General features: G+C 62.4%; 19 protein-coding genes and 1 pseudogene. 10 read left to right on the forward strand and 10 right to left on the reverse strand.

The annotated features are described in order from the left end of the window. The first annotated feature begins 15 nt into the window (after positions 1-15). From ABC383_RS24915 to ABC383_RS24925, 3 genes are all read left to right on the forward strand, one after another. On the forward strand, positions 16-537 hold the full coding sequence (locus ABC383_RS24915; protein WP_413018240.1) for an AraC family transcriptional regulator ligand-binding domain-containing protein: 522 nt from the start codon (positions 16-18) through the stop codon (positions 535-537). A gap of 19 nt (positions 538-556) precedes the next feature. Beyond that, positions 557-1252, forward strand: coding sequence for a hypothetical protein (locus ABC383_RS24920; protein ID WP_413018242.1), 696 nt, complete (start codon positions 557-559; stop codon positions 1250-1252). A 307-nt stretch (positions 1253-1559) separates the two neighbouring features. Next, a complete protein-coding gene (locus ABC383_RS24925) occupies positions 1560-2579 on the forward strand; it encodes a VOC family protein (protein ID WP_413018244.1) in 1020 nt (339 codons plus the stop codon). Positions 2580-2649: 70 nt separating this feature from the next. Here the strand turns inward: ABC383_RS24925 and ABC383_RS24930 are convergent, their stop codons facing one another. Next, positions 2650-2847, reverse strand: a complete 198-nt coding sequence (locus tag ABC383_RS24930; RefSeq protein WP_413018246.1) for a hypothetical protein — start codon at positions 2845-2847, stop codon at positions 2650-2652. A gap of 337 nt (positions 2848-3184) precedes the next feature. On the opposite strand from ABC383_RS24930, the gene ABC383_RS24935 reads away from it, so the two are divergent. Together ABC383_RS24935 and ABC383_RS24940 are read left to right on the forward strand one after the other, a co-directional pair. Beyond that, the gene (locus ABC383_RS24935) at positions 3185-3682 is read left to right on the forward strand and encodes a hypothetical protein (RefSeq protein ID WP_413018248.1); all 498 of its coding nucleotides are present in this window, start codon (positions 3185-3187) and stop codon (positions 3680-3682) included. A gap of 565 nt (positions 3683-4247) precedes the next feature. Next, positions 4248-5066, forward strand: a complete 819-nt coding sequence (locus ABC383_RS24940; RefSeq protein ID WP_413018250.1) for a class I SAM-dependent methyltransferase — start codon at positions 4248-4250, stop codon at positions 5064-5066. A 157-nt stretch (positions 5067-5223) separates the two neighbouring features. Here the strand turns inward: ABC383_RS24940 and mnhG are convergent, their stop codons facing one another. The 7 genes from mnhG to yghU all read right to left on the reverse strand — a co-directional run bounded on the left by mnhG (position 5224) and on the right by yghU (position 12323). Then, on the reverse strand, positions 5224-5598 hold the full coding sequence (gene mnhG, locus ABC383_RS24945) for a monovalent cation/H(+) antiporter subunit G (protein WP_413018252.1): 375 nt from the start codon (positions 5596-5598) through the stop codon (positions 5224-5226). Then, a complete protein-coding gene (locus tag ABC383_RS24950; RefSeq protein ID WP_413018493.1) occupies positions 5595-5873 on the reverse strand; it encodes a K+/H+ antiporter subunit F in 279 nt (92 codons plus the stop codon). Before ABC383_RS24950 ends, mnhG begins: the two co-directional genes overlap by 4 nt. A 12-nt stretch (positions 5874-5885) precedes the next feature. Beyond that, complete coding sequence (locus ABC383_RS24955) at positions 5886-6377, reverse strand: Na+/H+ antiporter subunit E (protein WP_413018254.1); 492 nt, start codon at positions 6375-6377, stop codon at positions 5886-5888. Next, positions 6377-8002, reverse strand: coding sequence for a monovalent cation/H+ antiporter subunit D (locus ABC383_RS24960; protein WP_413018256.1), 1626 nt, complete (start codon positions 8000-8002; stop codon positions 6377-6379). The genes ABC383_RS24955 and ABC383_RS24960 overlap by 1 nt, the downstream gene beginning before the upstream one ends. Next, entirely contained in the window at positions 7999-8343 is a 345-nt protein-coding gene (locus tag ABC383_RS24965) for a Na+/H+ antiporter subunit C (protein ID WP_413018257.1), read from the reverse strand. The genes ABC383_RS24960 and ABC383_RS24965 overlap by 4 nt, the downstream gene beginning before the upstream one ends. Continuing rightward, positions 8343-11249 carry a monovalent cation/H+ antiporter subunit A gene (locus ABC383_RS24970; RefSeq protein ID WP_413018494.1) on the reverse strand — a complete coding sequence of 969 codons (2907 nt, stop codon included), beginning with the start codon at positions 11247-11249 and terminating at the stop codon, positions 8343-8345. Before ABC383_RS24970 ends, ABC383_RS24965 begins: the two co-directional genes overlap by 1 nt. A gap of 207 nt (positions 11250-11456) precedes the next feature. Next, positions 11457-12323, reverse strand: coding sequence for a glutathione-dependent disulfide-bond oxidoreductase (gene yghU / locus ABC383_RS24975; protein ID WP_413018259.1), 867 nt, complete (start codon positions 12321-12323; stop codon positions 11457-11459). A gap of 435 nt (positions 12324-12758) precedes the next feature. Between yghU and ABC383_RS24980 the strand changes: the two genes are divergently transcribed. After that, positions 12759-13169, forward strand: a complete 411-nt coding sequence (locus ABC383_RS24980; RefSeq protein ID WP_413018261.1) for a GFA family protein — start codon at positions 12759-12761, stop codon at positions 13167-13169. A gap of 128 nt (positions 13170-13297) precedes the next feature. Here the strand turns inward: ABC383_RS24980 and ABC383_RS24985 are convergent, their stop codons facing one another. Continuing rightward, positions 13298-14788, reverse strand: coding sequence for a tyrosinase family protein (locus ABC383_RS24985; protein ID WP_413018263.1), 1491 nt, complete (start codon positions 14786-14788; stop codon positions 13298-13300). A gap of 391 nt (positions 14789-15179) precedes the next feature. Between ABC383_RS24985 and ABC383_RS24990 the strand changes: the two are divergent. The 4 genes and pseudogenes from ABC383_RS24990 to ABC383_RS25005 all read left to right on the forward strand — a co-directional run. Next, positions 15180-15311 (forward strand): annotated as a pseudogene (locus tag ABC383_RS24990) (OB-fold domain-containing protein); the annotation flags it as partial. A 67-nt stretch (positions 15312-15378) separates the two neighbouring features. After that, entirely contained in the window at positions 15379-15777 is a 399-nt protein-coding gene (locus tag ABC383_RS24995) for a hypothetical protein (protein ID WP_413018512.1), read from the forward strand. A gap of 37 nt (positions 15778-15814) precedes the next feature. Continuing rightward, positions 15815-16699, forward strand: coding sequence for a hypothetical protein (locus ABC383_RS25000; RefSeq protein WP_413018265.1), 885 nt, complete (start codon positions 15815-15817; stop codon positions 16697-16699). Positions 16700-16809: 110 nt separating this feature from the next. Continuing rightward, the gene (locus ABC383_RS25005; protein WP_413018267.1) at positions 16810-17232 is read left to right on the forward strand and encodes a VOC family protein; all 423 of its coding nucleotides are present in this window, start codon (positions 16810-16812) and stop codon (positions 17230-17232) included. 293 nt (positions 17233-17525) lie between these two features. Here the strand turns inward: ABC383_RS25005 and ABC383_RS25010 are convergent, their stop codons facing one another. Then, the gene (locus tag ABC383_RS25010; protein ID WP_413018269.1) at positions 17526-20468 is read right to left on the reverse strand and encodes a bifunctional diguanylate cyclase/phosphodiesterase; all 2943 of its coding nucleotides are present in this window, start codon (positions 20466-20468) and stop codon (positions 17526-17528) included. Between the last annotated feature and the right edge of the window lie 25 nt (positions 20469-20493).

Consider the following 20493-nt stretch of genomic DNA (forward strand, 5'->3'; position numbering starts at 1 on the left):
CGCGCCTGGCAGGGCATGGGCGGGGAGGGCAGGGAGCTTGCCGCCATTCTGCAACGCTCGGGCGTTTCGCCGGCGCTGCCGTCGCCGCTGTCGCGGGTATTGCAGGCGCGATACACCGCGCTGATCCGTGTGACACCGGATGAACCGCGGGGCCCGTGCTCGCGTCCCATGAAGGTAGGCGCTTTTGTGCAAGCCTGCCGCAGGCTGCTGCGCGACGTACTGCTGCAGGGTTTCCACCCCTATCACCTGGCGCTGGACGACCTGGTGCCGCAGCTGCGCATCGACGGCGACGTGGCGCATGTGGTGCTGCAGGCGCGCACCGGGCGCAATGCCAAGCTGCGCTATGTCGAGCGCATTTTCCTGTTCTTTACCTTCGGCCTGGCCTGCTGGCTGGTCGGAGGTCGCTTTCCCCTGTACCAGGTCGGCTTCGCCATGCTGGACAAAGACTTGCCATCCGATGCGTTCCGGCTGTTCCAAGCACCCGCTGCGCTGCCAGGATGGGCAGGTCGGCCTGCGCTTCGAGACGTGCTGGCTTGATCTGCCGGTGGCGCAAAACGTGCAGAGCATCAAGGAATTCCTGCGCCAGGCGCCGGCCAGCCTGGTGGTCAAATACCGTGACCAGGCCAACCTGTCCCTGATCGAGATCGCCAACCTGCCCGGCTTTTCCGAGGCCAGCACCTTCCATCGCGCGTTCGAGACATGGACCGGCGTCGCTCCGGGGAATACCGGCAGTCCCGCCTGGGCAAGGGCGCCGTACAAGCGCCTTCGGGCATGTCACCGCTACGGTAGACAGAGCGGCAGGGGCTTCAACGCGCGGCCCGTTTGGCAAACAGTGCATCGATCTCCGCATCGTTTCCGCCAAGCTGCCGCAGCAGTTCGCGCCATGCTCGCCCGCATGCGGCGCCTGCAGATGCATCGGGTCGGGCGTAACGCCGGCCAGCGCAGCGGCCCGTCGCAATTGCACGGTGCCGACATCGCGTGTCACATAGCGCGCGACTGTCTGCTTGTGCACCACCTGCGCATCGCCGGCTTGAGGCGTGCCAAGGCGCTGGCATTTTCCGCCCGCGGGATCGGTGCGGACGAAGCCAGCCGGCTTTGCATCGTGCACGCAATCCATGACCAGGAAGTCATTGCCGAGCGGGCCAGGAGGATGGCGATCAGCTTTACCGGCGCCTGCTGGAGATGGAGGCGACCGGCCAGGGCGCGGCGCGCGCCTCCGAATGCCATCGCAATGCGGCCGCTGCCTTCCTGAATAAGGAGGCACTGCCTTTCGTTTGGCCGCCATAGGCGTTTGTTGCGAGCCCAGCGACGTGATGCGGGGAGGTGAAGAGCAGCCAGCTCCCGGTTCTCCCGCAGCCTGCGGGTTTTTACCGGCTTGTTAGCCACCCTGGCTCAAGGGAAGAAAGGCATGCGTGGCCTGCCTCATCCGGCATCGCCACGCATGCCTTTCCCCTTGCCGTGCCGGGAATCACGTCACCGGAATTTGACCAAGATCACAAAGGCGCACGGTCGCCGTGATTAAAAAGGGACTATCGATTTCTTCTTGCAAGGAGAAGACCATGCCTGTCGATCCGGTCAATGCTTCCTTCCCGGGTTCACCCGCGTCTGCCCCTGGCATCGCTGGCAACGGCGCCGGGTGCGGCCTTGCCTTGGGGTACCTGGTGTTCGCGGTGCGCAAGCCCTCGCGCTGGGAGCGGTTCTGCCATGACATGCTGGGCCTTCCCGAGCCTGTGTCCAACCCTGACGGCAGCCACGGTTATCGGATGGATGGCGCAATGCAGCGGCTGATCGTGGCCGAAGGCGCGGAAGATGACCTGGCCGCGCTGGGCCTGGTCTGTGAGGACGATACCGTTTTCGATGCGCTCGCCGCGCGGCTGCGCGGCATGCATATACCGGTGGAGGAAGGCAGCCCGCCATTGCGCGCCTCGCGCCGCGTCCAGCGGTTAATGGCGATACGCGATCCCGACGGCAATGCGGTGGAACTGGCTGTTGGAATGGAAGCGGCGCCCGTGCCGTTTGTCTCCGGGGCGTTCAGCAGCGGTTTCCACACCGGCCGCCTCGGGATGGGGCATGCAGTGCTCGTGTCGCACAGGCTCGAAGCGATGGAAGCGTTCTATACAGGCGTACTCGGGTTCGGCGTGTCAGAGCGGCTGGCGACCAAAGTCGGCCCGATGGACATCAGGGGCATTTTCCTGCACTGCAACGAGCGCCATCATTCCGTGGCCATCTTCGACATGCCGCTCCAGAAGCGGATGCAGCATTTCATGCTTCAGGCAGAGGACGTGTGCGACGTCGGCATGGCCTTCGAGCGCGCCAAACTCGCCAAGGTGCCCATCAGCCTGAACATGGGCCAGCATCCGCACCCTGACGGCACCATCTCGTTCTATGGCGTGACGCCGTCCGGCTTCGACTTCGAGATTGGCGCAGGCTGCAAGGAGATCGAGCCACGGGGATGGCAGCCGCTGCACACCACCGTTACCAGCAGTTGGGGTCACAAGCCCAGCTTGCGGCTGCAGATGAAAATGGCAGCCAGCATGCTGGCCAGCGCAGTGAAGGGCGGGAGCAGGGCGAAACAATGAGTTGATCATTGGGCACGCCCTCAGCCGACGCGCTGCGCTTCGTGCACAACCCCGAATGAAGACGAGGCTGTCATTGACCACGCGGCCATGTGGAAAAATCCATCACGGCAGTTCTGCCGGTACAAAACGCCTGTAACCCGGCATTGAATCCGCCTGCCTGGCCGAACATCTGGTGTGGTGTCGCACGGGTTTTTCCGCCGCAATAATCAAGTGACAAATAGTTATGAAATGCATTTGCATTGTGAATCACGCGGATTCGACGCGTCATTTATTATTTCCTCATTTTCAAGTCGTACTCCAAGCCAATAATTATTGCATTCCGGAAAAAGAAATCTTTTTAAAAATATAATCGCAGGCCGGAGGCAACGGCAATGTCATTTCGCCGGAGCCGCTTTGCTTGATCTACCACAGACAATGCTCGCAACTGCTGATTATTATAATTTCATGCGCATGAGTCCCGTAACACATTAATGCGCATATGGAAATATCGTGAGTTTAATTATCTGCAAACCACGGTTGGCGCAGCGATTAATCTGTTTTATTCGAAAAAAATTTTCGCCGTTCCAACGTATCTACTTTCAGCCTGAGTAAATGAGGAGCAAAAAATGAATGTCATGCGCCGTATTCTTCCATCGGTATTCAGTATTTGCGGCCTTTTTTTTTCCGGCCTCGCTTCAGCCGAAGTAGTGGCCAGAAGCAATGTCAGTTTCACTATTTCTCTCCCGGTATTCATTCCATGCGCAAATAACGGGTCGGGTGAGATAGTGGATTTGACTGGAGAACTGCACGAATTATTCATTGTTAATATCAGTGATTCCGGAAATGTTACTGTAAAAAATCACACGCAGCCGCAAGGAATAAGTGGGATAGGAAGGAATACCGGATATAAATACCAGGGTACCGGCGTTAGCCAATCGATTGACCAGATCAAATTTAGTGGCATACCAGAGTATCCGATTGTATATACCTATGTGAACAACTTCCGTATTATTGGTCAAGGTACGGGGAATAATTATATCGTGCATGAAAACACGCACATGACGGTGAATGCAAACGGAACGGTTACTGCCTACGTTGATAACTTCAACACCGATTGCAAATAGAGAGTCCTTATTTTGTGCCGCGATAACAGAATTTCTGGCTTCCATTAAACAGGGCTTGGCATGCCAGGTCCTGAAGGTCGATATGCATAAAGTAATTCTTCCATAACGACGAAGTTGTGGCGGGGCAGCGCAACAGGGAGGAAATCACCCTGGTTTTAATAAGCCGGATAAATTTTTCAGGCCAGGCTTGACGCAACGCTCGCTGGGTTTTTATTAAAGGACGGCCATGCCATGAGGGCGCACAGGCCTGAAATCGTTTCGAGGTGCCGGTCCAAAAGCCGAGACGCATGTTGTAAAACCCGACGCTCCCGGGTTTCGGCATGCGTCAGTTTTTAAGACGGTGACCGTTGTGAAGAAAAGGGAAGATCGTTCTGACAGGCCTGGACTGGGGCGGGGCGGGGGCGGTTGACCATAGGCAAGCATTCCTAAGCAAACTTGTTAACGCTTCAAGCCTGGACTAGGATGGAAAAACCTGGAATAGCCGCTACGTTGTCGCCGTTCCTCTGACGACTGGTCGTTGTCGAACAAGCCGCTCTCATTGCTGTTGCCACCCCATGAGACAGACATGGATGTCCCCGCTAGAGACAAGGGTTTTACCGGCTCCATTCCCGAGTTGTATGAGCGTTATCTGGTGCCCCTGATATTCGAACCCTATGCGGTCGACCTGGCGCATCGGCTTGCTGCCCGGCCAGTCGGTCGACTGCTCGAAATAGCGGCGGGAACGGGCATCGTTACCCGAAAGCTCGCGGCCCTGTTGCCAGCGAACACGTCCATTACGGCCACGGATTTAAACCAGGCAATGCTGGACATGGCGTCAAGCATTCAGACCGTGCGGCCAGTGTCCTGGGAGCGGGCAGATGCGCTGGCGCTTCCTTTCGAAAACGCCAGCTTCGATGCCGTTGCGTGCCAGTTTGGCGTGATGTTTTTTCCGGATAAGGTGCGCGCGTTTTCCGAAGTGCGGCGCGTGCTCGCTCCTGGCGGTGTATTCGCATTCAATGTCTGGGATCGCATCGAGGAAAATGAATTTGCCGCCACCATCACATCCGCGCTTGGATTGCTCTTTCCGCAGGATCCGCCACGCTTTCTGGCACGCACGCCTCACGGCCATTACTCGCTTGCCGCCATCCGGCATGCACTGCATGGTGCCGGATTCGCTTCCGCGCCGGGCATCGATACGGTAGCCGCGCGCAGTCGCGCGACCTCTGCAGAGATTCCTGCAATCGCCTACTGCCAGGGCACGCCCTTGCGTAGCGAAATCGAGGCGCACAAAACGCCCACGCTTGCGGAAGCGACCGAGGCGTCGGCAAACGCCATTCGCCAGCGTTTTGGCGCAGGCGAGGTAGAGGGAAAAATTCAGGCGCATGTCGTTGTCGTCCCGTGTTAGCGGCGTGAAACACAGCGCCGATTGCATGGGACAGGTATTTGCTGCAGCCGCTTTGCACACCTCCGGCGGTGGCGTGAGGCCAATCTGAGCAGGGCGTTGTGCAGCGCATAACGCGCCGTAACGGCACGGCCTGCGTTAGTCGCCCGATACGGCCTGCTCAGGGCTTTTTGATGACTTCGTAGACGTCGCCGGCAGCGGCGCCGGTTTCCCGCTTCCCTGCACGCAGGTCCCGGTAGACGGCCGCGCGCATGATCATCATGGCCACCACGGGCGCCGTCATCAGGACGAAGGCGGCAATGATCAGTTCGTGTATGACCAAGCGGGAACGCAGGACGGAAAAGCAGAGCATGGAGGCAAGCAGGATGAGGCCGGTGCCCAGGGTCACGGTAATGGCTGGACCATGAATGCGCTGGTAAAACGTGGGCAGCCGCATCAGGCCGAAAGCGCCGATCAGGATGATGCTGCCACCGGCAATAAGCAGCAATGCAATCGGGATTGCCGCCCATGCGGGCATGGCGTCGAACGCGTTCATTCGATCACCTCGCCGCGCATCAGAAACTTGGCCATCGCAACCGTCGATACGAATCCGAGCAGCGCAATCAGCATTGCCGCTTCAAAATACAGGTCGCTCGCGAAGCGTATGCCCAGCACCAGCGCCAATTGCATCGCGCACATCCAGAGCGTATCCAGCGTGAGGACGCGGTCGTGCGCCGACGGCCCGAGAACCAGCCTCACCGTGCAGAACAGCATGGCGACCAGAACGCAGAAAAAAACGTAATGTAGGGAAAACTGCAACAGCGCGGCGATCATCCTGTGCTCCTATTCGAAGATTTCAATCAGCGGTTTCTCGTAGCGGGATTTGATAGTGTCTATCCACCACTGCTCGTCGTGCAGGTCAAAGACGTGCAGCGCCAGCATGGGACTGTCCGGCAGGATTTCGACCCACACCGTCCCGGGCGTGGAATTGATCAGGCAGGAAAGCATCGCCAGCCCATACGGGTTGCGCAAGTCGAGCGGAATCCGGATGAACTGCGATTTCAAGCTGTCCGGCCGCGAGAACAGAATGATGCGGCTGACGTTGAAGCCGGACCGCACGATCTCCACTAGCGCCATCGACAGCAGGCGCACCAGCACGACGGGCTTCCTCAGCCGCGGATAGGCAAGCGGCTGCAGGCTGCGGGTGGCCAGCGGCGCCGCAATGGCCAGGACCGCACCCAGCAGGAGATGCCCGGCATCCAGGGTCTGGTTCAGCAACAGCCAGAGCGCGAATAGCGCCGCTGACAGCCAAGCGGAAAGCAGCCATCGTCGCATCAACGCCCCCCCTCGCGCATCGGGCCCGGCACCACCGGCGCCGACAGGACGCTGCGTATGTAGAGGCCGGGCTGGTGAAGGTCGCCCGAAGCGCGGCCCAGGTAGTCAAGGATGGGGCCGGCCTGCACCGTCATCACCACGCAAGCCGCCAGCAGCAGGCTCACCGGCGCGACTTCCGTCAGCCGCAGCGGCGGCGGCAGCACCTTGCCGGCCGCCCAGAACGTGCGCACGCCAAAGCGCATCATGGCGATGATGGCGGCCAGGCCGGACAGCACGATCAGTATCATCAGGGTCCATCCGCTGGCCGGGATGGAAGCGCCCGGCGCTTCCGGGTTGAGCAGCGCGTGAAACAGGCTGAACTTGGCGACAAACCCCGAGAGCGGCGGCAATCCGGCAATGATCAGCGCACATGCGGTAAAGGAGAGTCCCAGGAAAGCCAGCGCCGCAGGAATGCCGACCCCGACCGGCGGGTCCGGGGCATCTTCGATTGCAAATGCTTCCATCGTCACGGCCAGCAGTGCAGCGCCGGGCGAGCGGATGCGTTCGATCAGCTCGATGAGCAGGATGAAGGCGGCCATCGCCAGCGTCGACCCCAGCAGGTAGTAGATGCCGGCAGTCACGAGCGATGGCTGGCCATAGCCAATGACGGCCAGCAGCGTGCCGGAAGACACCACGGCGCCGTAGCCGGCCAGGCGGCCCGAGGTTTCGCTGGCGAGCATGCCGGCCGCGCCGAACACGATGGTGGCCATTCCTCCCCACAAAAGGGCATCAAAGCCGTAGCCGGCCGCCGCGCCGGCATGGTCCGAAAACACCAGCAGCCACAGGCGCAGGATGACGTAGGCGCCGACCTTGGTCATCAGCACCAGCATCGCCGCCACGGGCGGGGACGCCGCCGCATAGGTTGTCGGCAGCCAGAAACCAATCGGCCACATCGCGCTCTTGATCAGGAAGGCGATGGCCAGCACCGCGACGCCCATTTTCAGAAGCACCATGTCGGTCTCGCCGGTGGCGGAAATGCGGGCGGCAAGGTCAGCCATGTTGAGCGTGCCGGTGCTGGCATAGATCAGAGCGACGCCGATCAGGAACAGCAGCGAAGCCACCAGGTTGATGGCGATGTATTGCATGGCCGCCTGCAGCCGGGCGGCATTGTAGCCGTGCAGGAGCAGGCCATAGGACGCGGCCAGCATCACTTCGAAGAACACGAAGAGATTGAACAGGTCATGGGTGAGGAACGCGCCGTTGATGCCCATGATGAGAAATTGGAACAGCGGATGAAAATGGACCCCGACCCGGCCCCAGCGCGGCAAGGAGTAAAGCAGCGTGCATGCGGCAAGCACCGCAGTCAGCAGCAGCATGGCCGCCGCCAGCCGGTCGGCCAGCAGCGCGATGCCAAAGGGCGCCGCCCAGTTGCCGGCAAGGTAGACGCCGATTCCGTTGTTCCAATAGGCGCCGTCGGTGAGTGCCGTCAGCAGGACGCCCGTCACGAGCAGTCCCAGCACGGAGAGGGCGCTGAGCAGGAATTTGAGGCGATGGCGGCTGTGGTTGATCGGCACCTGCAGCGCACCGCACAGCAACGGGATGAGGATAGGCGCGATGATCAGGTGCTGGTGCCATGCCGAACTCATTGATCGGGCTCCTTGCCGTCAACATGGTCGGTGCCGGTAAGCCCGCGCGAGCCGATCATGACGACGAGATACAGCGCCGTGGTGGCGAAGCCGATCACGATCGCGGTCAGAACAAGCGCCTGGGGCACGGGTTCGGCAATGGTCGCCGGATCAGGCACGCCATTGCCCAGGGTCAGCGGCGGCCGGTTCACCCACAAGCGGCCCATGACGAAAATGAACAGGTTCACGGCATATGACATCAACATCAGCCCGGTGAGGACCTGGAAGCTGCGCGGACGCAGTATCAGCCAGATGCCGGACCCGAACAGCGTGCCGATGGCAATTGCAATCACGATTTCCATTACGGGATCTCCTCTGCGGCAATGGCGGCCCGGGGGGCGACGTCGCCCCCCGGAAGGCGATGGCTGCGCACCGATTGATGCGCCAGCGCCACCAGGATCAGCATCGAAGAACCCACTACCACCGAGAACACGCCAAGGTCGAATGCAAACGCGCTGGGCAGGTGCAGTTCGCCCAGCAGGGGGAGGTGCAGATGCGCGGTGTGGCTGGTCAGGAACGGGTAGCCGGCGATCCATGCTCCCAGCCCGGTCACGCAGGCCAGCAGCAGGCCGTAGGCAATCCATCGGTGCGGACGCAGCCGGATATGCGCTTCGACCCAGGCGGTGCCTGCCACCATGTATTGCACGATGATGGCGGTGGCGAAGATCAGGCCTGCCACGAAGCCGCCGCCCGGCAGATTGTGCCCGCGCAGGAAAAAATACGCTGCCACGATGCCCATGAAGGGCAGCAGAAACCGCAGATACACGGCCGGGATCATCAGAAAACCATTGCTCGCCTGCTGCAGCGGCGTTTCGCGGGCCGCCGGGTCGACATCGCTGGCTTGCTGCGCCGGAATGGCAATGCTTTCCGGCGCCGGGCGGAAGCGGCGCAGCAGCGCATAGACCGTCAGGGCAACAATGGACAGCACCGTGACCTCGCCCATCGTGTCAAAGGCACGGAAGTCCACCAGCAGCACGTTGACGACGTTCGTGCCACCGCCTTCGGGCAAGGCCCGCAGGATGAAGTAGTCGCCGATGCTCGCCGACGCCGGGTGAGTCAGCACCGCATAGCTGGTCGCGGCAAGGGCGAGCCCGCCGCAGACGGCGATCAGCAGGTCGCGGCTGCGGCGCAGCACTACCGGACGCGGCGTCTGCCCGCTGAATTTTTCCGGCATGAAGCGCGGCGGCAGCCAGCGCAGGCCCAGCAGGATCAGCACCGTCGTGACGGTCTCCACCATCAGCTGGGTCAAGGCCAGGTCCGGCGCGGACAGCCAGAGGAAGGTCATGCTGGTAACGATGCCGGTGCCCCCTACCAGCAGCAATGCCGCAAGGCGGTGGTATTTCGCTTTCCATGCCGCAGCGACGGCGCACACGCTGCCTATCGTCCACATCAGCGCAAAGAGCAGGTCCGTCCCGCTGAAGGTGGGCGCAGGAAGGCTAGGCAGCGTGCCGGCCAGGAGCAGGGGGAGCGTCACGAACATGACCATGATGAGCAGCAGCTGCGGCTGCAGGCGCCGCGTGCTCAGCCGTGTGACCAGCCAGGTCGCTGACACGAACAGCGTCAGCATGGTGGTTTCGTATGCCTGCGATCCCTTCAGCCTGTGCAGTATCGGGACACGGTTACGCGACGCGAGCGCGTAGTACCGGCGCAGCACGATATAAAAGAGAATGCCGCCCGACAGCGCGGCCATGCTCATTGCCAGCGCCAGGTTGAAACCGTGCCACAGGCCAAGGTCGTACATGGGTATGTTCGCGCCGAGCACGGACACCGCGGCAGAGGCGAGGAAGTGTCCCACGGTGAGGTGCGGCAGCATGCCCACGACCACGCACAGCAGCACCAGGCATTCCACCGGGAACCGCATCCAGCGCGGCGGCTCGTGGGGCGCCTTCGGCAAGTCAGCGGCAAGCGGCCCGAAGAACACACTGATGAAGCGCAGCGAATAGGCGACGCTGAAAATGCCCATCGCCACGGCGGCGTACGACATCCACCATTCCTCGGTGCCGCCGACATGCACCGTCTCGGCAAAGAACATCTCCTTGGACAGGAAACCATTCAGCAGGGGCACGCCCGCCATCGACGCGCTGGCGACCATGGCCAGCAGGGCGGTGTAGGGAATCGCCTTGTAAAGGCCGCGCAGCACGCGCATGTCGCGCGTGCCGGTCTCATGATCGATGATGCCGGCCGCCATGAACAGCGACGCCTTGAAAATGGCATGATTCATCGTATGAAAAATGGCTGCGACCACGGACAGAGGCGTGCCGATGCCCAGCAGGACCGTGATCAGCCCGAGATGGCTGATGGTGGAATAGGCGAGCAGGCCCTTCAGGTCGTGCTGGAAGATGGCGAAAAAGGAGCCCAGCAACATGGTGGCGACGCCCGCCCCGCCAATCAGCCATGTCCATTCCGGCGTGCCCGACAGCACCGGCCACAGCCGCATCAGCAGAAACACCCCGGCCTTGACCATGGTGGCCGAGTGCAGGTAGGCCGATACCGGGGTCGGCGCCGCCATCGCGTGCGGCAGCCAGAAGTGAAAGGGAAACTGCGCGCTTTTGGTCAGCGCGCCCAGTGCAATGAGCACCAGCACTGCCTGGTACCAGGGATGCTTGCGCACCATGTCGCCGGCATTGAGGACCACGTCGAGGTCGTAGCTGCCCACGATATGACCGAGCAGCAGGATGCCGCACAGCAGGCAGAGGCCGCCCGTGGCCGTCACTGTGAAGGCCATCCGCGCGCCGCGCCGCACGTCAATGCGATGGTGCCAGTAGCCGATGAGCAGGAAGGAAGTGAGGCTGGTCAGCTCCCAGAATACGACCAGCTGGATCAGGTTTCCCGATAGGACAACGCCCAGCATGGAACCCATGAAAGCCAGGAGGAAGGAAAAGAACCGGGGAACCGGGTCTGCGGGCGACATGTAGTAGCGCGCGTACAGAATGACCAGCACGCCGATGCCCAGCACCAGCATGGTGAACAGCCATGCCAGGCCATCCAGGCGAAGGATGACGTTAAGGCCGTAAGCCGGCAGCCATGGTGCCTCGTAGCGCAATACCTCTCCGCCGCCGACCCGGAGATACAAATAGGCTGCCAGCAGCAGATCCAACAGGGCCACGCCGCCAGCCAGGCCGGCTGCGCGGTTGCGGGCGTTGGAAGGCGCAAAGGCGATGAGGATGCTGCCGATAAAAGGCAAAAGGAGAAGGCTCAGGAGTAGCATCGGCACCGGGCAATGTAATCAAACTGGGTAAGTTGATAGAAAAGTCCAGTGTGGCAGGGTAGAGCAACCCAGCATTAGGCATGTTGATCGAATGCGGGCTTCGCGCAAATACAACGCGCTTCATCGGCCATTGCCATGCATCCTGCGCCGTGCGCGGCCCCATATGACCGCGTTGCAGCCGCCTGATCGCGGCATGCCCGCGGCGGATCAGTCCAGCTTGCCTTTGGTCAGCGTGTCGAAGTCGCTGGCGTCATGGCGCTCGGGCAACTGGCTGGAGGGCTCGCCCCATGTACGGTTGACCTTGCGACCCCGCTGGACGGCGGGACGCCCGGCAATCTCGGAGGCCCAGCGCTGCACATGCTTGTACTCATGCACGCCGAGGAACTCGGCCGCCTCATACAGGTCGCCCCTGGCCAGCGCGCCATACCAGGGCCATGCCGCCATGTCGGCAATCGTATAGTCGTCGCCCGCCAGGAATGGATGCGCTGCGAGCTGGCGGTCCAGCACGTCGAGCTGGCGCTTGACCTCCATGGCGTAGCGGTTGATCGGGTACGCCATCTTGGCAGGCGCGTAGGCATAGAAGTGGCCAAAGCCTCCTCCCAGAAAAGGCGCGCTGCCCATTTGCCAGAAAAGCCAGGAAAGGCATTCGGCGCGCGCGGCGCCACCGGTCGGCAGGAAAGCCCCGAACTTCTCGGCCAGATACTGCAGGATCGCTCCCGACTCGAAAACCCTGACCGGTGCTTCACCGCTGCGATCCACCAGGGCCGGGATCTTGGAATTGGGATTGACGCCGACAAACCCGCTTCCGAACTGGTCACCGTCGTTGATGCGGATCAGCCAGGCGTCGTATTCAGCGCCGGCGTGGCCCAACGCCAGCAACTCTTCCAGCATCACCGTCACTTTGACGCCGTTGGGTGTGGCAAGGGAATACAGTTGCAGCGGGTGGTTTCCCACCGGGAGTTCCTTGTCGTGGGTGGCGCCTGCAACCGGGCGGTTAATGCTGGCAAACTTGCCGCCGCTTTCCTGGTCCCATGACCAGACCTTGGGCGGGATGTATGTGTTGTCGTTGCTCATTGGGGCTCCATGACGTCATGCCGCTTCCGGGGCATATCCTTGTTTGGTGTCGTCGTAGACTACCAGCTTTCGGCTGCTGCCATCGATGCCGGACGCCGCACGGCGCCGGCACGGCCAGGATCGGCAGTGTCATGGCGGCGCGAGTCACTGCGGCGGGTCAGCGGAAAATAGAGTGCGCGTTGTAAATTTTACTGGCGCCAGGAACCGGGTCGGGCTTATCCGTTGTGCTTTCGGCCCTGGCTGGCCGTAGCCAGCAGGTCCGCGCCCCGGCAGAGTGCTTGAAGTCGCGTGGCTACACAGATACCGGGTCCCGTGGCTACGCTACAATCGCCCTCCTTAAAGTCAAGGTCATCTGCGCATACGGCAACGACAGGCCATGCGCGGACTGCTGCTCGGTAAGCCTTCACATTTAATCCATCGTCAAGAAAGAACAAGATGCAAATTCCTTTTTCAGGCGGCTGCGCCTGCGGGTCAATACGCTACGTCGGCGAGCAGGCGCCGATTGCCACGATCAATTGCCATTGCAGGGATTGTCAGCTCTCGAGCGGTGCGCCGTTTGCGTCGGGTATCGTCGTGATGACGGCGGACCTCCAGGTCAGCGGCACGCCAAGGACCCATGCAGTGCGTGCAAGCAGCGGCGGGCTCGCCACCCGCAGCTTTTGTGCCGACTGCGGCACGCCGCTGTTTACAAGCAGCGAAGCGAATCCACAATTCACATCGATCCGCTTCCCCTCGCTGGACGATGCCGCGGGGTTAAAGCCCATGCTCGACATCCATACCGCTAGCGCGCAGCAATGGGTATGCCTTGATCCGGCAATTCCTCACTTTGCAGGATCGCCGCAATAGGATGAACATGCATCGGCCTCCCTACCAGCTTCCAAGGCCCGGCGCTGCAAGCGCGCGCCGGATCAGCAGGACACCCTACTCCATGGCTGATCAGGCATGCAGCGTTGCGTACCTGCGGCGCCGGTGCATCAGCAATAGCATTGCCCTGGCAGGCGCGGAGGCGGTGGGCTGCTGTCCCAGGGCTGCTCGGTCGACACCTCGATGCGGACTTCTCCCATCCTGATCACCGCGCCGCGTACCGGGTTGTCGCCGCCGACCCGCACGAACGACACGGTGATGTCCTGCAGTTCGGAGGCGGAAAGCCTTGACAGCACTTCAGTGGCCGGCACCGTCAGCGTGGCTGTTCCGTGATGGGACGCGCCTGCTATCTCGAATGGGCCGACTGTGCCGAGGAAGTAGCGCTGCGCGTTTCCGGCGTCCCCGGTGGGCGGAAGATTGAGATAGATGTTGTAGAAGAATCCGCCATTGGCGCCGGCGCCCAGCAATTGCAGATTGTCCAGCACCAGTCTCACCGACTGCACGGTGCCCGCAGCCAGTTGCGCCGGGGGGCTGACCGCGACCGATACGGCGGTCTGCAGCAATTGCAGCGCGGAGCCTGTCAGCGGCAGATGAGCGCTGACCGAGGCTTCAGCAAGGGTCACGCCGGATACGCCGCCCAGGGATTGGCTGGTCGCCGATATGGCTCGTGCGGCCGTCGCCGGGAAGTTGCCGCTTGCTGGGCGTGTCAGCACGGGCGCCACCTGGGCCTGCACCAGCTTGATTGGGCTGTCGGGATTGGCCTGCGCCGACGGCGGCAGGGAAGTCGGCTTGTTATCGTCCGCGTAGTCGTAACCCAGCCAGCCAGGATAATAATTCTTGTAGCGAGCGATGCTGAGCGTGGAGGAATACTTGAACGAGCCCGCCCAGTAAGAGCTGCTGTTGGCGGAGTTGTAGGGGTTGCTGGTGTACGGTATGCCTTTGCCGTCCGGCAGCGCCCAGGCATGCCAGAGCCGGTCGACGTTGGCGTGATGCAGATAGAAGATCGGGTCGTTCGGCGACTGCATGGTTGCCATCACATTGCCGATCAGGTTATGCACCGGATTATGCGGCGCCGACTCGAACTGCGGCTCGTATGCATTCGTGGTGCCGCGCTGGAAATTCCAGACGCTCGATGCGAACGGCGCCAGCGTCAGGGCATTGTAGACATTGGTCCCGGCGCGCTGCACATAAAGCGGCTTGTTGGCCGGGTCGGTGAACTCGGCCGGTATGGTGGGGTATTTGTAATAGTTCCAATACGGCAGGGTAAGCGAGCTATCTCCGGAGACCGTGCGCAACTGCTGCTCGAAGTAATACAGGTAGCCGCGATGCCATGCCAGAAAATAGGCAACGCCATGAGGACAATAGTTCACATGCACATTGGTCCAGTAGGCCCAGGATGAAGGGCTGCTCGAATTGGTATTGGCCTTCATCGTGCGCACCGCATTGAGGAACGACGTGTATTGCGGCGTGGTCTTGAACTGCTGCCATTCCATCCGTATCCGGGTTGTTTGCCCAAAGCCCAGCCTGGGGATGGAGAGCAGTGCAGCGGCGGATGCGGATACCTTGATGAAATTGCGGCGACTGATCAGTAGGGCGGTCATCTTTGTCTCCATGGTCTAGCTCTACAATTGTTACAAAAACAATTACATTTACCTTAATGATGCGGCTGCCGATCGATGTTGAGATGCGTCAGGAATTGGGTCACGAAGGTCGGGAGAGGGGTGCAAGAGAGCGCGATGCATTCGCTGTGCTGCTTTGGCGCAGGCGGTATGGGCGGGAACTGGGGCGATGCATGCGCCTTTCATGCTCCCACAGGAAGCTGTTCAAAACCGGGGAAAGGCCTGTGCCTGCGACATGTTTCACGATTCTGCATGCTTGCACACAGCCATGTGCATGCGGGAAAACCAGGGCAGCGCCAGCTGAGAATGCAGGTAGATCATCGATGCACGCACGCGCAAGTCAGGCCCGCGCGAACTGTGTCCGCGTTGCAGCATGTCCACGCTGGACTGGGTCGAGTCATCGGGCAACGGCAGTGTCCATGCCGTCACGACGGTGCGGCGCAAGCCGGAAGCCGGCGGCGACTACAGCGTGTCGCTGGTCCGCCTCGACGAAGGCGTGCGGATAATGCGCCGGGTGGAAGGCAGCGGCGCGGTGGCCATCGGCGACCGGGTACGCGCCCGCGTGCAGGTCAATGACGGCCGCGGCATCGTGCTGCTTCGTCGCCCACCTGCTGCCAGCCATGCAGGCGCTGCACTGCGGCCAGTGCCAGGCGTTGCTGGTGTGCTCCGACAGCGCCCAGCGCAGCGACACGTTCGGGCGCAGGGAAGTGGTGGCCAGCCGCAGCCGCCGCTTCCTCGATCCGCAGCCGTATGGGATGCCGTATGAACCGGTGCTGCCGCTGTCGGCTTATGCGCTGGCGGCGTCGCACTCCATGCATGAATTCGGCGCCACCGGCCGCCACCTGGCTGAGGTCGCTGTTGCGGCCCGTGGCCAGTTGCGCGGCGACTGCGGCCAGAAGGATGGCGCCCGTCCCGGCGAGGTGGACCGCGTCATGCATGGCTGCTCATTTCCCCGATTGCTGCCACAATAGAGCGCTTGTCTGCCGGCATCTCCGCAAGGCGACGCCCGTGCTCCCGCTTTCCATGATGACTTCCTATCGCAACCGAGATCTTCGTCGTACCGCAGTTGGCCTGACGATCTCGCTATTGCTGCATGCCGCGCTGTTCCTGTTCTTCAGAACCCATGCGCCCAGGCCGCCGGACGCCAGCGGCAATTCGGACAAAGGGCCGCTCGTTGTCGAGTTGCGGCCGCAGCCGCCGCTGCAAAAGCCTGCGCCGCCAGTGGAGGCGGTCACACCGCCGGCCGCCGCGCCGGCCCGTCCTCCCAGGCCGGCCGCCAGAAAGCCGGTTGAAAAAAAGCCGGCTGAAAAAAAGCCGGCGCCGCGACCCGCAGCGCCTTCCCGATCCGCTACGCTGCCCCGGGCACCTGAGAGCACGCGTCCCGTGCCTCCGTCGTCGCCGGCGCCCGATAACGCCGCGCCGCCGGCCGACATGTCGGACATGGTCGCCGCCGCAAGGGCACGGCGCCGCGCCGCCGGCATCCCGGTGCCGGAAGATCCGCCGGCCGACGACGCCGGCAAGCCGCAGGGCGATGAAGTCGCGCGCGCCAACATTGCCCGCAGCATTGCGCAGGCACGCGGCCCGCGCACCAGCGGGGGCGTATTCCAGATCACCCACAAGGGCGTGCGCGAGGCCGAATTCCTGTTCCGCGGTTGGGAGAACGACAGCCGGGCAGCGGCGCGGCAGCTGATCAGGGTCGACGCCGGTCCGAACGGCGATGTCGAGGATGCGATCGTGCGCCGGATGATCCAGATCATCCGGGAGCGCCAGTCCGGCGATTTCAGCTGGAATTCCTACCGGCTCGGACGGGTGGTGGTGCTGTCCGCGCGGCCGGCGGACAATGCCGGCCTGATGGATTTCCTGAAGCAGGAGTTCTTCGGCAGCGGGCGCTAGCAAGCCCCTGCCCGTGCAGCGGCGCAGGATGCGGCAACAGCCACTTCTCAAGTCGATGCCGGCAACGTTGCAATGACTTGTGCGACGCCATTCTTCGAAAGGACTGCAGGATGAAACCAAGACTGACCATGATCACGCTGGGCGTGGACGACCTCGAGCGGGCGCTTGCCTTCTATCGTGACGGCCTCGGGTTGCCGAGCGAGGGCATCGCAGGCAAGGAGTTCGAGAATGGCGCAGTGGCCTTCTTCGACCTGCAGGCGGGATTGAAGCTGGCGCTATGGCCGCACCGGAGTCTGGCGCATGACACTGGCCTGCCGCAGTCGCGGCCAGGTTCGGCGTCGGCATCGCTTGGGCATAACGTCGCTTCGAGAGCCGAGGTGGATGCCGTGATGGAGCAGGCCAGTCGCGCCGGCGCATCCATCGTGAAACCGGCCGGCGACACCTTCTGGGGCGGCTATGCCGGGTATTTCCAGGATCCGGACGGACATCTGTGGGAAGTCGTGTGGAATCCGGAACTGCTGCCGCAGGATTGATGCTTCCCTTCATGGGTGGGGTTTGTCCGGGGTCGTGGCCCGTACTGCGTTGCCTGCTTACTGCCTGAAACATCGGCAGGAGACCGGCTCATGGAGGAAACAAGCAGCAATCATGACGGTGCGCTTTGGCTTAAGGAAACCATTGCCATCGCATGCAGGGCACTGCTGCGACTGGTTGCGAGAATTGCCCCCGGTTCGGCACGGGACCATGCCGGCAATGGGCAAGCGCGGCGCCATTGACCCCGGCGCAGGCAGTGATGTTGCCTGCCGGCGAGTGCATGCGCTGCATCCGGCTACAGGTCCGTTCGCAGCCTGCGGTTTTCCCTTTCGATCCGGTCGATGACGGCGTAGATCGCCTCGCCGCTGACTGGCGGACTGAAGAAGTAGCCCTGGCCGATCTCGCAGCCATGGTCGACCAGCCAGCGCATTTGCTCCGCCGTTTCCACGCCCTCGGCGACCACGCGCATCCCGAGCGCGTGTCCCATCGCGATGATGGTCTGCGTCAGCTTTTCCGCACTGCTGTCGTCAAGCATGTTCTGAATGAACGACTGATCGATCTTCAGGCTTTGCAGGGGCAGTTGACGCAGATGGCTGAGCGATGAGAAGCCGGTGCCGAAATCGTCGAGCGTGGTCACGATGCCGCGTTGATTCAACGCCTGCATCACGCTCCTGGTCTTTTCCGGCTCATCCATCATCGACGATTCGGTAACCTCGATCTCCAGGGCCGCGGCCGGCACGGCGCATTCCGCCAGCAGGCTGTCGAGGCGGTTGAGCATATTCGTCGAGAGGATGTCCGCCATGGACAGGTTGATCGCGACAGGCAGCAGCGAGCGGCCGGCCGAGAGCCAGCCGGCCTGCGCTTCGACCGCGGCGCGCATGACCCAGCGGTCGATATCGATGATCTGGTCGGACCGCTCCGCGACCGAAATGAAAATCGTGGGATAGCAGTAACCACGATTCGGATGATTCCAGCGCACCAGCGCCTCCAGCCCGATCACGCGTCCGGATCGCAGATCGACCTTGGGCTGGAACGCCAGCACCAGCTCGTTGCGCTCGACCGCGGTGGCCAGGTCATGTTCAAGCCGGTAGAACTCGAGCTGGTTGGATTCCATCATCGTCTCGAACACGACGCTGCGCGAGCGGCCAAGTGACTTTGCGTGGTACAGCGCGAGGTCTGCGCGCCGCATCAGTTCCGTCGTGGTTTGTCCATGCCCCGGCGGGATGGCAATGCCGATCGACATGCCCAGGTGCAGCTGCTGGCCGTTGATCTCGAAAGGCACGCACAATAGCTGATGGAAGCGTTCCGCCTTGCTCAGTGCCAATGTCGCATTGGGGCCATGAAGCTGTAACAGCACCATGAATTCATCGCCGCCAAACCGGGCCAGCAGGTCAGACCTGCCGACGACGCTCCTGAGGCGATCGCCAAGCTGCTGCAGCAGGAGATCGCCGCTGGCATGACCATGGGTGTCGTTGATCTTCTTGAAATTGTCCAGGTCCAGCAGCAGCAGCGCGCAACTGCACTGCTCCAGGTCCAGGCGCCGCGACACTTCTTCCTCCATCGCATGGCGGTTGGGCAGCCCGGTCAGCTGGTCATGGTGGGCGCGCCAGTGCAGTTTCTCCTGCAGCTGCCGGTTGAGTTGCAGCTTGTTGACTTCGACGACGACCTGCAGCAGCTTGCCCAGCCCCTCTGCCTCGGCAGCGCTCCATGCTTCGGAGTGGCCACGCAGCGCCTGCTTCCATTCCGCAAAGGAACGGCGGGGTTCAAGCCGCACCATGCCCGTCGGTACCCGCACCGCATGCTTGTGGGGCTTGCCACCCCAGCGCACCTGCTGCACCACCTCCGGCCGGGTGGCGAAGCAGCAACTGACATCGTCGCCGTCGTGCCGGGCGACCAGCAGTCCAGCCGCATCCGGCAAGGAGTCCAGGGAACGCTTGCCTGGGGCTAAAAGGTCGTCCCACATGTCGACGCCGGACCCTGGTTCCCGCATGTCGACGCGCTGCCAGACTTCGTCCAGCACCGCGCGCATGGATTTGGTACGGCGGCCGGGTCCGCCGACGTAATCGACGCCGCCGATGCGCAGTCCCAGACTGGACGCACGAAACATCCGCAGCAGTTCCGGCATCCACGCTTCGAGCCCGGACGGCATGTCGCGCGCGTCGGCGAGCGCCTGGCGTAACCGGTTGAGCAGATGGTCGATCGACAGCTGGGTGCGCACCGATTCGATCTTGGTCAGTGATTCGATGCGCATGATGCTCACCTCCGCCACCAGCTCGCAGAGCTGGCGCAGCCCTTCGCGGATCTGGTGCGGCGGCACCCTGGGCTGATGATGATGGCAGGCAATCAGGCCCCACAGCTTTCCGTCGCAGACCAGGGACAAGGTCAGCGTTGCTCGCACGCCCATGTTGCGCAGGTAGCTCAGGTGGACCGGCGACAGGCCGCGCAGCAGGCACTGGCCCTGATCCAGGAGCGTGCCATCCGGCAGCGTCGGCGGCACCAGAACGTCGGGCGTCGCCTCGACATCGGCCAGAACCCTCAGCCGATTTTTCATGTACAGAAGACGTGCCTGGCTGGGAATATCCGACGCCGGAAAGCGCAGGCCGAGGAAGCGCGGCTGGTAAGCGGGAGCGGTATGCTCGGCCACCACTTCGCCGCACCCGTCAGGCAGGAAGCGGTAGATCATCACGCGGTCGAATCCGCTGAATTCCTGCACTACCTTCACGCAGTCCGTAAAGAAAGAGTCCAGCTGCTCGGCATGACGCAGGCGGCTCATCGCGCGGGTGATCTCGGTAACGGTATGGCCTGGCAGATGGTTCTGCCCCGGCTCGGTGACGGAAGGCAGCCATTCCAGCAGCGCCCAGCGATGCACCCGGTGTGCGGCGCATTCCCATTGGGCGGCTGCGGAGATGGCGGACGCATCGCCGCTGCGCTCGAAGCGAGGGCGCCATGGCATGGACTGCAGGTAGGCTTCCTGCAGCGACCCCAGGCCGCCGGACCCGCTGTCATCGATTCCCTCGACCCATTCGGCGACCGGCTGGCCGACCGGCGCAGTCATGTCCCGCAGGCCGGGCCAGTAGCGGACGATGCCGCTGGACACCTGCACGATCCGCCCGGAGTCGAGATCCACTACCATCAGAAAGCCATGCGGCTGGATCGTCCCCAGCAGGTGGATTTGCTCCAGCGCACAAGACTTTTCCAATTCGGCGGAAATGATGTCGATGCGTTCCTGGTTTTTCATCGCGTACCAATTACTGCACGGTCTC

Source organism: Noviherbaspirillum phoenicis, assembly GCF_047237965.1.
GTDB lineage: Bacteria > Pseudomonadota > Gammaproteobacteria > Burkholderiales > Burkholderiaceae_D > Noviherbaspirillum_A.

Excerpts from the sequence above, each read along its gene's own strand:
- ABC383_RS24915 (WP_413018240.1), top strand. The coding sequence starts at position 16 with ATGGGCGGGGAGGGCAGGGAGCTTGCCGCCATTCTGCAACGCTCGGGC.
- ABC383_RS24925 (WP_413018244.1), top strand. The coding sequence starts at position 1,560 with ATGCCTGTCGATCCGGTCAATGCTTCCTTCCCGGGTTCACCCGCGTCT.
- ABC383_RS24930 (WP_413018246.1), bottom strand. The coding sequence starts at position 2,847 with ATGACGCGTCGAATCCGCGTGATTCACAATGCAAATGCATTTCATAAC.
- ABC383_RS24935 (WP_413018248.1), top strand. The coding sequence starts at position 3,185 with ATGAATGTCATGCGCCGTATTCTTCCATCGGTATTCAGTATTTGCGGC.
- ABC383_RS24940 (WP_413018250.1), top strand. The coding sequence starts at position 4,248 with ATGGATGTCCCCGCTAGAGACAAGGGTTTTACCGGCTCCATTCCCGAG.
- mnhG (WP_413018252.1), bottom strand. The coding sequence starts at position 5,598 with ATGAACGCGTTCGACGCCATGCCCGCATGGGCGGCAATCCCGATTGCA.
- ABC383_RS24955 (WP_413018254.1), bottom strand. The coding sequence starts at position 6,377 with ATGCGACGATGGCTGCTTTCCGCTTGGCTGTCAGCGGCGCTATTCGCG.
- ABC383_RS24960 (WP_413018256.1), bottom strand. The coding sequence starts at position 8,002 with ATGAGTTCGGCATGGCACCAGCACCTGATCATCGCGCCTATCCTCATC.
- ABC383_RS24965 (WP_413018257.1), bottom strand. The coding sequence starts at position 8,343 with ATGGAAATCGTGATTGCAATTGCCATCGGCACGCTGTTCGGGTCCGGC.
- ABC383_RS24970 (WP_413018494.1), bottom strand. The coding sequence starts at position 11,249 with ATGCTACTCCTGAGCCTTCTCCTTTTGCCTTTTATCGGCAGCATCCTC.
- yghU (WP_413018259.1), bottom strand. The coding sequence starts at position 12,323 with ATGAGCAACGACAACACATACATCCCGCCCAAGGTCTGGTCATGGGAC.
- ABC383_RS24980 (WP_413018261.1), top strand. The coding sequence starts at position 12,759 with ATGCAAATTCCTTTTTCAGGCGGCTGCGCCTGCGGGTCAATACGCTAC.
- ABC383_RS24985 (WP_413018263.1), bottom strand. The coding sequence starts at position 14,788 with ATGACCGCCCTACTGATCAGTCGCCGCAATTTCATCAAGGTATCCGCA.
- ABC383_RS24995 (WP_413018512.1), top strand. The coding sequence starts at position 15,379 with ATGACGGCCGCGGCATCGTGCTGCTTCGTCGCCCACCTGCTGCCAGCC.
- ABC383_RS25005 (WP_413018267.1), top strand. The coding sequence starts at position 16,810 with ATGAAACCAAGACTGACCATGATCACGCTGGGCGTGGACGACCTCGAG.
- ABC383_RS25010 (WP_413018269.1), bottom strand. The coding sequence starts at position 20,468 with ATGAAAAACCAGGAACGCATCGACATCATTTCCGCCGAATTGGAAAAG.